We start from the raw sequence: 10676 nt of genomic DNA on the forward strand, positions 1-10676 counted from the left end.
CTTTTTTGCTTTCTGGCCCGGGTTTGGGCTTGTCCACCTTTGCATCAGGCAGAGCGCCTGCCGGCGCCCCGCCCACGCGCTCACACCGGCTGACCAACCAGGTCGTGGCCATCGGCCCCGACGATGCGCACCTTGATGAAGTCGCCCACCTTGTAGGTCTTGCTGGCCTTTTCGGGCGGCAGCAGCCGCACCTGGCCGTCGATTTCTGGGGCGTCGGCGTAACTGCGCCCCACCCCACCCTTTTTGCCCAGGCTCAGCGCCTGGTCCACCAACACCTGCATGGTGGCGCCGACGCGGCGTTGCAGACGCTCGGCCGACACGCGCTCGGCCAACGCCATGAAATGCGCCCGGCGTTCTTCACGCACCGCGTCGGGCAAGGCGCCCGGCAGGTCGTTGGCCGCGGCCCCCTGCACCGGCGAATAGGCAAAGCAACCGGCCCGGTCGATCTGGGCCTCGGCCACAAAATCGAGCAGGTGCTGGAACTCGGCCTCGGTTTCGCCGGGGAAGCCGGCGATGAAGGTGCTGCGCACCACCAGTTCGGGGCAGACCTCGCGCCAGCGCTGGATGCGCTCCAGATTGCGCTCGCCGCTGGCCGGGCGCTTCATGCGCTTGAGCACGTCCGGGTGGCTGTGCTGCAGCGGCACGTCCAGGTAGGGCAGGCACAGGCCCTCGGCCATCAGGGGAATCACGTCGTCCACGTGCGGGTAGGGGTAGACGTAGTGCAGACGCACCCAGGCGCCGTGCTGGCGCGCCAGTTCGCCCAGGGCACGCACCAGGTCGTACAGCTTGGTCTTGACCGGTTTGCCGTCCCAGAAGCCGGTGCGGTACTGCAGGTCCACGCCATAGGCCGAGGTGTCCTGACTCACCACCAGCAGTTCCTTCACGCCGCCCTCGAACAGCTTGCGCGCCTCGGTCAGCACCTCGCCGATCGGGCGGCTGACCAGGTCGCCGCGCATCGACGGGATGATGCAGAAGGTGCAGCGGTGGTTGCAGCCTTCGCTGATTTTCAAATAAGCGTAGTGGCGCGGGGTGAGCTTGATGCCCACGCCGGCGACCGCGTTGGCCGCGCGCTGCGGCACCAGGTCGAGGAAGGGGTCGTGCGGCTTGGGCAGGTGCTGGTGCACCGCTTCCATCACCTCGTGGGTGGCGTGCGGGCCGGTGACGGCCAGCACGCTCGGGTGCATCTGGCGCACCAGATTGCCACCGCCCTCGCCTTCGCGGGCGCCCAGGCAGCCGGTGACGATCACCTTGCCGTTGTCGGCCAGGGCCTCGCCGATGGTGTCCAGGCTTTCCTGTACGGCGTCGTCGATGAAGCCGCAGGTGTTGACGATGACCAGGTCGGCGCCGGCGAAGGTCTTGCTGGTTTCGTAACCCTCGGCGCTGAGCTGGGTGAGGATCAGTTCGGAGTCGGTCAGGGCCTTGGGGCACCCGAGGCTGACGAAGCCCACCTTGGGGGCGGACGTGGGCGCCACGGGGGCGGCGGGGGAGATGGTGTCGCTCATCCCCCGATTGTCTCAGGTCCGGCCCGCGCCGGCACGGTCACTCAGCGCTTGACGCCCAGGGCGTTGAGCATCTGCTCCTGCATCTGGGTGAAGGCGTTCTGGGACTGGGTGAAGTAGTTGCCCATCATCAGCGGCGTCTGCGCGTTCATGAACTGCTGCCACAACTCCGGCGTCAGGCCCTTGGCCTGGTCGGTCATTTTCTGCTGCATTTCCATGAAGATCTGCAGGTTCTTGTCCAGGTAGGAGCCCATGAAGTCCTGCATGGAATGGCCGTAGAAACGGATCATGTTGGCCAGCATGTTCTCGGAGAACAGCGGCACCCCGGCGGTTTCTTCTTCCAGGATGATCTGCAGCAGGATGCTGCGGGTCAGGTCCTCGTTGGTCTTGGCGTCGCGCACCACGAAGGGCTCGGCGCGCATGACCAGGGCCTTGACCTCGGCCAGGGTGATGTAGGCCGAGGTGTCGGTGTCGTAGAGCCGGCGGTTCGGGTACTTTTTGATGACGCGCAGGGGCTTGCCGGCGGCGGCCGAAGGGTCGGCCTCTTTCGTTTGCACTGATCTCGCTCCTGTGTAAAGCCCGCCGAGCGCCTGCCCGCAGACCGTTGGATGGTGTTGACATTGTAGAAAGGAATTGCAGCCGCCGGCCAATGGGCGCGGTCGGGCCAGCCACACCCCTCAAAACGTGTGGGTTGTCGCTCGCGCAACGCCAGCGCCCCCGGGGTGGGCACCCAGGCCGTAAGATGGTGGGCCACACGACCTTCCACCCCTCCTGAACACACCATGAAACGACTCGAAGGCAAGATCTGCATCATCACCGGCGCGGCCCAGGGCATTGGCGCGGCCACCGCGCTCAAGTTCGCCCGCGAAGGCGCCACCGTCGTCGTTTGCGACGTGCGCCAGGCCGCGGTGGACGAGGTGGTCGCGCGCTGCCAGGCCCTGGGTGCCACCGCCGCCGGTTATGTCATGGACGTGACCCAGCGCGCCATGGTGGACGCGGTGGTGGCGGCGGTGAAGGAGCGTTTCGGCCGCATCGACGTGCTGGTCAACAATGCCGGCATCACCCAGGACGCACGCCTGCAGAAAATGACGCTGGAGCAGTTCGACCGCGTGGTGGACGTGAACCTGCGCGGCGTCTTCCACTGCGCCCAGGCCGTGGCCGACACCATGGTGGCGCAGGGCAGCGGCGTCATCCTCAACGCCTCCAGCGTGGTCGGCATCTACGGCAATTTCGGCCAGACCAACTACGCAGCCACCAAGTTCGGGGTGATCGGCTTCACGAAAACCTGGAGCCGCGAACTCGGCCCCAAGGGCGTGCGGGTGAACGCGGTGGCGCCGGGCTTCATCAGCACCCCCATCCTGGAGACCATTCCGGCCAAGGTGATGGAAGAGATGGCCCAGAAGGTGCCGCTGCGCCGCCTGGGGCAGCCCGAGGAGATTGCCAACGCCTACGCCTTTCTGGCGAGCGACGAGGCCAGCTACATCAACGGCACCGTGCTGGAGGTGGCCGGTGGCATGACGGTCTGAGGCCGTGACCGCGCAGCCCCGTTCCCGCGCCGACCTGTTCTGGTCCTTCACCTGGCTGGCCCTGCAGGGCTTTGGGGGGGTGCTGGCCGTCGTGCAGCGCGAGCTGGTGGAAAAAAAACGCTGGATGACGCGCGAGCAGTTCGTGGAAGAATGGGCCGTGGCCCAGATCCTGCCGGGGCCGAACGTGGTCAACCTGTCGCTGATGATCGGCGGGCGCTACTTTGGCTGGACCGGGGCGCTGGCGGCCCTGGCAGGCATGCTGGCCGCCCCGCTGGTGGTGGTGCTGGTGCTGGCGGTGGGCTTTGCGTCGGTGGCCGACAGCGCCGCTGCCCAGGGTGCCCTGCGCGGCATGGGCGCGGTGGCGGCGGGCCTGGTCACCGGCACCGGCCTGAAACTGGCCGCGGCCCTGCGGCACAACCCCATGGGGCGCGGCGCCTGCGCGCTGCTGGCCGTGGCCGCCTTCGCCGGCATCGCCGTGTGGCGGCTGCCGCTGCTGTGGGTGCTGCTGGGGCTGGGCGCGCTCGGGGGCGGGTGGGCCTGGCGCTGCCTGGGCCGCCAGCAGACCGCCGCGCCACTGCCTTGATCGCCACATGACCCTGCACGCCCTCGACTGGTGGACCCTGTTCAGCCACTTCCTGCTGCTGTCGCTGCTGGCGGTGGGCGGCGCCATCACCACCGCGCCGGACATGCACCGTTTTCTGGTGGCGCAGCAGGCCTGGCTGAGCGACGCGCAGTTCACCGCCGCCATCGCACTGGCGCAGGCGGCCCCAGGGCCCAACGTGCTGTTCGTGGCCCTGATGGGCTGGTCGGTGGGGGTCAACGCCGCCGGTGGCACGGCCGCGGGCATGGCGGCCTGGCCGCTGGGTTTGCTGGGGGTGGGGCTCAGCCTGACGGCCATCCTCATCCCCTCGTCCACACTGGCCTACCTGGCCGGGCGCTGGGCCCACCGCCACCGCGAGCGGCGCGGTGTGCGCGCCTTCAAGCAGGGCATGGCCCCGATCGTGGTGGCGCTGCTGGTGGCCACCGGCTGGCTCCTGATCGCCGCCCACGACGACCCGCTGCGCGACGGCCCACTCTGGGCCCTGGGCGCCGCCACCACACTGGCCGTGTGGAAGACGCGCTGGCCGCTGCTCTGGCTGCTGGCCGCCGGGGCCGTGCTGGGCGCGCTGGGCTGGGTTTGACGCCTCAGCTGCGCTGGCGCAGGGCTTCGTACAGGCAGACCGCGCTGGCCACCGACACGTTGAGGCTTTCCACCGCCCCGCGCATGGGGATGCTGACCAGCTCGTCGCAGGTCTTGCGGGTGAGCTGGCGCATGCCCGGGCCTTCGGCCCCCAGCACCAAGGCCACCGGGCCTTTCAGATCCACCTGGTAAATGGTTTTCGGGGCGTCGTCGCTGGTGCCGATGATCCAGATGTTGCGCTCCTTCAGCTCGTTGAGGGTGCGCGCCAGGTTGGTCACCATGAAGTACGGGGTGGTTTCGGCCGCGCCGCTGGCGACCTTGGCCACGGTGGCGTTGATGCCGCAGGCGTGGTCCTTGGGCGCGATCACCGCCTGGGCCCCGGCGCCGTCGGCCACGCGCAGGCAGGCGCCCAGGTTGTGCGGGTCGGTCACGCCGTCCAGCACCAACAGCAAAGGGGCAATGCCTTCGCCCTGCTCCAGTTGGTCCAGCAGGTCGTCCAGGGAACGGGCCTGTTCCACCGGGTTCACCCGCGCGGCCACACCCTGGTGGCCGTGGCTGCCGGCCAGTTTGGCGATGCGCAGGCTGTCGCCTTCGATCAGGCGGGCGCCGGCCTCTTTGGCGCGGTCGAGGAACTGCTTCATGCGCGCGTCGCGGCGCGTCGGGTCGAAGTAGATCTCGATGATGGAAGCGGGGGCGGTTTTCAGGCGCACGCCGACCGCGTGGAAGCCGAACAGGACTTTGGGTGAAGACATGGGGGGGAATTATCCCCCCAAGCGCCGCTTCAGGCGCCGACCGGCTGCCGTGGCGGCTCGGCCGACACCCGCCCGGCTTCCACGGTGATGCGGCGTTCGCAGCGTTGCGCAATGGCGGGGTCGTGCGTGACCAGCACCAGCGTCGTGCCCTGCTCGCGGTTCAATTCAAACATCAGCTGCATGATGCGCTCGCCGGTGGCGAAGTCCAGGCTGCCGGTGGGCTCGTCGGCCAGCAGCACGGCAGGCCGCACCACAAACGCGCGCGCCAGGGCCACGCGCTGCTGCTCGCCGCCCGACAAGACCTTGGGGTAATGCCCCAGGCGCTCGCCCAGGCCGACGCGCTGCAACATCTGGGTGGCCAGGGCGCGGGCGTCGCGCCGACCGGCCAGTTCGAGCGGCAGCATCACGTTTTCCAGCGCGGTCAGGTTGCCCAGCAACTGGAAGCTCTGGAACACGAATCCCACCTTTTGCGCGCGCAGCGCGGCGCGCTGGTCTTCGTCCAGGGCAAAAATATCGGTGCCGTCGATGTGAACCGTTCCCGCCGTGGGCGTGTCCAACCCGGCCACAATGGACAACAGCGTGCTTTTGCCCGAGCCGGACGCGCCGACGATGGCCACCGTCTCGCCGCGGTGCAGCACGAAGTCCACCCCGCGCAGGATGTCCAGCGTGCCGGTGGCGTCGCGCACCGATTTCGAGACCTGCTGGGCCGCAATCATCACATCCGACATGAAAGGCTTTTCGAGTTGAACCGCAGACACTTTACCGCGTTCACCGCCCTGGCCATGGGGCTGGGGTTATCCGCCCCGGCGCGGGCCGCCCCGACGCCGACGGTGCTGGTGGTGGGCGACTCCCTGAGCGCCGAGTACGGCCTGCGCCGCGGCAGCGGCTGGGTGGCCCTGTTGGAGCAGCGCCTGGCCAGCGCCGTGCCGGGTTGGCGGGTGGTCAACGCCAGCGTCAGCGGCGACACCACCTCGGGCGGGCGCTCGCGCCTGCCCGCCCTGCTGGAACAGCATCGGCCGGGGGTGGTGGTGATCGAGCTGGGCGGCAACGACGCGCTGCGCGGCCTGCCGCTGGAGATGACGCGGCAGAACCTGACCGCCATGGCCGAGGCCGGCCGCAGCGCCGGCGCCCGCGTGCTGCTGCTGGGCATGGAGATGCCGCCCAACTACGGCGCCCGCTATGCGGCCGACTTCCGCCGGCTCTACACCGATGTGGCGCGCCAGACCCAGTCCGCCCTGGTGCCGTTTTTCCTACGCGGGGTGGCCGACGGCCCCGACCCCGTGGCCCTGTTCCAGGCCGACCGCATCCACCCCAACGAAGAGGCCCAGCCGCGGATGCTGGACAATGTCTGGCCCGAACTGCGCAAGCTCCTGCCCCGCCGCTGACACCCCATGCCCCTGCACACCCTGCCCGCCGCCGACGTGCCCGCCCGTCTGGGCGATTTCGACACCGTCATCGACGCCCGCACCGAAGACGAATACGCCCTGGATCACCTGCCCGGGGCGGTCAACTGGCCCACGTTGAACAACGAGGAACGCATCGTCATCGGCACGATGTACAAACAGGTCAACGCCTTCGAGGCCAAGAAGCGCGGGGCGGCCCTGTCGGCCCGCAACATCGCCGCCCACATCGAACGCGAGGTGATCGACAAGCCCAAGGGCTGGAAACCTCTGGTCTATTGCTGGCGCGGCGGCAACCGCAGCGGGGCACTGGCCACCATCCTCAGCGCCATCGGGTTTCAGGTCACCCTGATCGAGGGCGGCTACAAGGCCTGGCGCGGCGCCCTGCTCGAGAGCCTGCCCGGCCTGGCCCAGCGGCTGCGCTACCGCGTGGTGTGCGGCCCCACCGGCTCGGGCAAGACGCGCCTGCTGCACGCCCTGGCCGACGCGGGGGCGCAGGTGCTGGACCTGGAGGCCCTGGCCTGCCACCGCAGCTCGGTGCTGGGCCTGGTGCCCGGCCAGCCCCAGCCCAGCCAGAAACACTTCGACAGCCTGGTCTGGGCGCGGCTGCGTGGCTTCGACCCGGACCGGGTGGTGTACGTGGAAAGCGAAAGCAAGAAAGTGGGCAACCTGCGGGTGCCCGACGCGCTGATGGACGCCATGCGCGCCAGCCCCTGCCTGGACCTGCAGCTGCCGGACGAGGAACGGGTGGCGCTGCTGCTGGAGGACTACGCCTTCTTCCTGCAGGACCCGGACTTTTTCTGCCGCCGCCTGGACGCCCTGACCCAGCTGCAGGGGCGTGCGGTGATCGAAGACTGGCAGGCCCAGGTGCGCGCCGGCCAGTCGCCGGCGGTGGTGCGCGAACTGCTGACCCGACACTACGACCCGGTCTATGCGGCCTCCATCCGCCGCAATTTCGTGCAATTCGGCGCGGCCACCGTCTGCACCCTGCCCGACCGCTCGACCGCGGCGTTGCAGGCCCTGGCCCGCGAACTGGTGGCTCAGGACACGGCGGTCAGCGCCTGAGCCAGGTCGGCCTGCAGGTCGGCCACGTCCTCCAGGCCCACCGCCAAGCGCACCAGGCGCGCCGGGTGGGGGCCAGGCAACTCCCGCATCGGGCCCAGTTCGTAGGGCATGCACAGGCTGACCGGGCCGGCCCAGCTGTAGCCCAGCCGGAAGCGCCGGAGTCGGTCGCAGAAAGCGTCCACCTGGGCCGCGCCCACGGCGTCGTCAAAGACCACGCTGAACAGGGCGGCGGCGGCGCGCGCGTCGCGCAGCCAGTGGGCATGGCCGGGCGATCCGGGCAAGGCCGGGTGCAGCACGCGGGCCACGCCGGGCTGCTCGGCCATCCAGGTGGCCAAGGCGCGGGTGCTGCGGTCTTGCGCGTGGTAACGCAGCAGCAGCGACGGCAGGCCGCGCAGCACCCCTTCGGCGTCGTTGGCCCCCACGCCCAGGCCCAGCCGCATGTGGGTGAGCAAGAGCTGGCGGTGCAAGGCATCGTCGCGCGTCACCACCGAGCCCATCAACACATCGCCGCCGCCGCTGGGGTATTTGGTCAGGGCCTGCAGGGAGATGTCCACCCCCAGGTCGAACGGGACGAACGCCACGCCCGCGCCCCAGGTGTTGTCCAGGGCGGTGACGATGGCCCGCGCCCCCGGACCCCGGGCGGTCTGGGCCTGGCGCACCACGGCCACCAGGGCCGGCACATCGGGGAATTCGAGCGTCACCGAGCCGGCCGCTTCCAGCCAGACCAGCCGCGTGGCGGGGCCGATCAGGCTGGCCAGGTGGTCCGGCCGCATCGGGTCGTAACAGCGGTGGGCGATGCCCCAGCGCGCCAGTTCGGCCGCGGCCAGCGACTTGCCGGGGCCGTAGGCGTTGTCGGGCAGCAGCACTTCGTCGCCGGCGCTCAGGAAGGCCATGTCCACCAGCGCCATGGCCGCCAGCCCGCTGGGGGCCAGCACGCAGTGCTGCCCGCCTTCTAGGGTGGCAATGCGGGCTTCCAGGGTGAAGGTGGTGGGCGTGCCGTGCAGGCCGTAGGTGTAGGCCGACTTGTCTTTCCACTCGCGCTGGCGCACGGCCGCCACGTTGGGGAAAAACACGGTGGACGCCTTGTGCACCCCCGGGGCTGGGGCCTCGAAGTCGGCCGGCGGGCGGTAGCGGTGCTGCACCAGCCGGGTGGCCGGGCCGACCGAAGCGTCGGGGCTCAGATCTTCCATTTGGCCAACAGCTGCGCCGGACGCATGCTGTCGTAGGCCTCGAAGGGCTGGTGAATCCAGGGGTTGGTGGCCAGGAATTCCACCGAGTAGTCGGGCGTGAACACCGACACCTGCTTGGTCCAGATCACCGCGCTGCGCAGCTCGGTGATGGGCGGGTAGTTGTTCTTGAGCAGTTCGATCACCGCCCGCAGCGTGTGGCCTGAGTCGGCCAGGTCGTCCACCAGCAGCACCCGCCCCGCGATGGAGCCTTTGGGGGTGGTGATGTAGCGCGCGATGTCCAGTTCGCCGCGCTGGGTGCCGGACTCGGCGCGGTAGGAGCTGGTGGACATGATCGCCAGCGGCTTGTCGAAGATCCGGCTGAGGATGTCGCCGGGCCGCATGCCGCCCCGGGCCAGGCACAGGATGGTGTCGAAGGCCCAGCCCGACTGGTGCACCTGGATGGCGAGCTTTTCGATCAGCTTGTGGTACTCGTCGTAGGACACGTACAGGTGTTTACCGTCTTCGGTCAGCATGGCGGTCTCCGAGCCTTCAGCCGGCGTAGGGGTGGTGCAACAGGATGGTGTGGTCGCGGTCCGGGCTGGTGGACACGACATGCACCGGCACGCCCGTCACCGCCTCGATGCGGCTCAGGTAGTGCTGGGCGTTGGCGGGCAGCCGGTCGTAGTCGGTGACGCCGACCGACGACTCGCTCCAGCCCGGCAGGGTTTCGTAAATCGGTTCGCAGCGGGCGATCTCGTCGGCGCCCATGGGCAGGATGTCGATGATCTCGCCGTCCAGCTTGTAGCCCACGCACAGCTGCAGTTCGGACAGGCCGTCGAGCACGTCGAGCTTGGTGATGCACAGGCCCGACAGGCCGTTGACCTGGGCCGAGCGCTTGAGCAGCGCGGCGTCGAACCAGCCACAGCGGCGCGAACGGCCGGTGGTGGTGCCTTTTTCGGCGCCGACGGTGGCCATGTGGTAACCCGGCGTGCCTTCGGTTTCCCAGTCCAGCTCGGTCGGGAACGGACCGCCACCCACGCGGGTGCAGTAGGCCTTGGTGATGCCCAGCACGTAGTGCAGCATGCCCGGACCCACGCCGGCGCCGGCGGCGGCGTTGCCGGCCACGCAGTTGCTCGAGGTGACGAAGGGGTAGGTGCCGTGGTCGATGTCCAGCAAGGTGCCCTGGGCGCCTTCGAACAGCAGGTTCACGCCGGCCCGGTGGGCCTCGTTCAGTTCGCGCGAGACGTCGGCGATCATGGGCTTGAGCTGCTCGGCCTGCTGCATCGCCTGCTCGAACACCGCGTCGAACTGGATCTGGCCGTTCTGCATGAAGCCTTCAAAGGCCGGGCCCCAGTCCATGGTGGCCGAGCCCAGGTAGCTCACCAGCAGGTGGTTGTGCAGGTCCAGCAGTTCGCGCAGCTTGGCGGCGAAACGCTCGGGGTGCTTGAGGTCTTGCACACGCAGGGCGCGGCGGGCGATCTTGTCCTCGTAGGCCGGGCCGATGCCGCGGCCGGTGGTGCCGATCTTCTCCACCCCGGCTTTGACCTTGGCGGCTTCGCGCGCCACGTCGATGGCGGCATGGAAGGGCAGGATCAGCGGGCAGCCTTCGCTGACGCGCAGGCGCGAACGCACCTCCACGCCGGCTTTTTCCAGGCCCGCAATTTCTTCGAGCAGTTTGGTCACCGACAGCACCACGCCGTTGCCAATGTAGCACTTGACGCCCGGGCGCATGATGCCGCTGGGGATGAGGTGCAGCGCCGTCTTGACGCCGTTGATGACCAGCGTGTGCCCGGCGTTGTGGCCGCCCTGGAAACGCACCACGCCCTTGGCGGTTTCGGTCAGCCAGTCGACCAGCTTACCCTTGCCCTCGTCACCCCACTGGGTGCCCACGACCACGACGTTGCGCCCGGCGGGGGCTTGGAAAGTGTGTTTCATCTTGTACCGTTCAAACTGTAGGGAGATGGAAGGGGGTCAGGCCGACATCGGCTCCACCACCCAGGCACCTGCACGCTCCACCAGGGTGCGGTTGCAGTGGAATTCGTCGACCTCGTGGCCGGGGCCGGGCAAGGCGCAGACCACGGTTTC

Annotated in this window: 12 protein-coding genes; 5 read left to right on the plus strand and 7 right to left on the minus strand. The window is 69.1% G+C overall.

Features of this window, described 5'->3' with window-relative positions:
* Nucleotides 1-80 precede the first annotated feature (80 nt).
* Together rimO and phaR are read right to left on the minus strand one after the other, a co-directional pair.
* Nucleotides 81-1502 carry a 30S ribosomal protein S12 methylthiotransferase RimO gene (rimO, locus tag HA630_RS04475; protein WP_166832704.1) on the minus strand — a complete coding sequence of 474 codons (1422 nt, stop codon included), beginning with the start codon at nucleotides 1500-1502 and terminating at the stop codon, nucleotides 81-83.
* Between the two features lie 41 nt (nucleotides 1503-1543).
* A complete protein-coding gene (phaR, locus tag HA630_RS04480) occupies nucleotides 1544-2056 on the minus strand; it encodes a polyhydroxyalkanoate synthesis repressor PhaR (RefSeq protein ID WP_166832705.1) in 513 nt (170 codons plus the stop codon).
* A 225-nt stretch (nucleotides 2057-2281) separates the two neighbouring features.
* Here phaR and fabG point away from each other — a divergent pair, with 225 nt between their 5' ends.
* From fabG to HA630_RS04495, 3 genes are read left to right on the plus strand one after another with little or no spacing between them, the layout of a single operon-like run.
* A complete protein-coding gene (gene fabG, locus HA630_RS04485) occupies nucleotides 2282-3025 on the plus strand; it encodes a 3-oxoacyl-ACP reductase FabG (RefSeq protein WP_166832707.1) in 744 nt (247 codons plus the stop codon).
* A 4-nt stretch (nucleotides 3026-3029) separates the two neighbouring features.
* Complete coding sequence (locus tag HA630_RS04490) at nucleotides 3030-3608, plus strand: chromate transporter (protein ID WP_166832709.1); 579 nt, start codon at nucleotides 3030-3032, stop codon at nucleotides 3606-3608.
* Between the two features lie 7 nt (nucleotides 3609-3615).
* Complete coding sequence (locus HA630_RS04495) at nucleotides 3616-4206, plus strand: chromate transporter (RefSeq protein ID WP_166832711.1); 591 nt, start codon at nucleotides 3616-3618, stop codon at nucleotides 4204-4206.
* Nucleotides 4207-4210: 4 nt separating this feature from the next.
* Here HA630_RS04495 and rlmB read toward each other — a convergent pair whose 3' ends face one another.
* Nucleotides 4211-4957, minus strand: a complete 747-nt coding sequence (gene rlmB, locus HA630_RS04500) for a 23S rRNA (guanosine(2251)-2'-O)-methyltransferase RlmB (RefSeq protein ID WP_101046703.1) — start codon at nucleotides 4955-4957, stop codon at nucleotides 4211-4213.
* Nucleotides 4958-4986: 29 nt separating this feature from the next.
* On the minus strand, nucleotides 4987-5685 hold the full coding sequence (locus HA630_RS04505; protein WP_166832713.1) for an ABC transporter ATP-binding protein: 699 nt from the start codon (nucleotides 5683-5685) through the stop codon (nucleotides 4987-4989).
* A 54-nt stretch (nucleotides 5686-5739) separates the two neighbouring features.
* Between HA630_RS04505 and HA630_RS04510 the strand changes: the two genes are divergently transcribed.
* On the plus strand, nucleotides 5740-6342 hold the full coding sequence (locus tag HA630_RS04510; RefSeq protein ID WP_166832724.1) for an arylesterase: 603 nt from the start codon (nucleotides 5740-5742) through the stop codon (nucleotides 6340-6342).
* A gap of 6 nt (nucleotides 6343-6348) precedes the next feature.
* Nucleotides 6349-7422 carry a tRNA 2-selenouridine(34) synthase MnmH gene (gene mnmH, locus HA630_RS04515; protein WP_166832715.1) on the plus strand — a complete coding sequence of 358 codons (1074 nt, stop codon included), beginning with the start codon at nucleotides 6349-6351 and terminating at the stop codon, nucleotides 7420-7422.
* On the opposite strand, the gene HA630_RS04520 is transcribed toward mnmH, so the two are convergent.
* The 3 genes from HA630_RS04520 to HA630_RS04530 are packed head-to-tail and all read right to left on the minus strand — an operon-like array spanning nucleotide 7398 to nucleotide 10526.
* A complete protein-coding gene (locus HA630_RS04520; RefSeq protein ID WP_166832718.1) occupies nucleotides 7398-8612 on the minus strand; it encodes a PLP-dependent transferase in 1215 nt (404 codons plus the stop codon). The genes mnmH and HA630_RS04520 overlap by 25 nt on opposite strands.
* Nucleotides 8600-9124, minus strand: a complete 525-nt coding sequence (locus tag HA630_RS04525) for a phosphoribosyltransferase (RefSeq protein ID WP_166832720.1) — start codon at nucleotides 9122-9124, stop codon at nucleotides 8600-8602. Before HA630_RS04525 ends, HA630_RS04520 begins: the two co-directional genes overlap by 13 nt.
* 16 nt (nucleotides 9125-9140) lie before the next feature.
* Nucleotides 9141-10526, minus strand: a complete 1386-nt coding sequence (locus tag HA630_RS04530; RefSeq protein WP_166832722.1) for an adenylosuccinate synthase — start codon at nucleotides 10524-10526, stop codon at nucleotides 9141-9143.
* Nucleotides 10527-10676: the final 150 nt, after the last annotated feature.

The sequence above is a fragment of the Aquabacterium sp. A08 genome, from assembly GCF_011742065.1.

Coding starts and splice junctions, on each gene's coding strand:
- rimO (WP_166832704.1), bottom strand. CDS start 1,502: ATGAGCGACACCATCTCCCCCGCCGCCCCCGTGGCGCCCACGTCCGCC.
- HA630_RS04525 (WP_166832720.1), bottom strand. CDS start 9,124: ATGCTGACCGAAGACGGTAAACACCTGTACGTGTCCTACGACGAGTAC.
- HA630_RS04510 (WP_166832724.1), top strand. CDS start 5,740: ATGGGGCTGGGGTTATCCGCCCCGGCGCGGGCCGCCCCGACGCCGACG.
- HA630_RS04520 (WP_166832718.1), bottom strand. CDS start 8,612: ATGGAAGATCTGAGCCCCGACGCTTCGGTCGGCCCGGCCACCCGGCTG.
- rlmB (WP_101046703.1), bottom strand. CDS start 4,957: ATGTCTTCACCCAAAGTCCTGTTCGGCTTCCACGCGGTCGGCGTGCGC.
- fabG (WP_166832707.1), top strand. CDS start 2,282: ATGAAACGACTCGAAGGCAAGATCTGCATCATCACCGGCGCGGCCCAG.
- HA630_RS04505 (WP_166832713.1), bottom strand. CDS start 5,685: ATGTCGGATGTGATGATTGCGGCCCAGCAGGTCTCGAAATCGGTGCGC.
- HA630_RS04495 (WP_166832711.1), top strand. CDS start 3,616: ATGACCCTGCACGCCCTCGACTGGTGGACCCTGTTCAGCCACTTCCTG.
- HA630_RS04530 (WP_166832722.1), bottom strand. CDS start 10,526: ATGAAACACACTTTCCAAGCCCCCGCCGGGCGCAACGTCGTGGTCGTG.
- mnmH (WP_166832715.1), top strand. CDS start 6,349: ATGCCCCTGCACACCCTGCCCGCCGCCGACGTGCCCGCCCGTCTGGGC.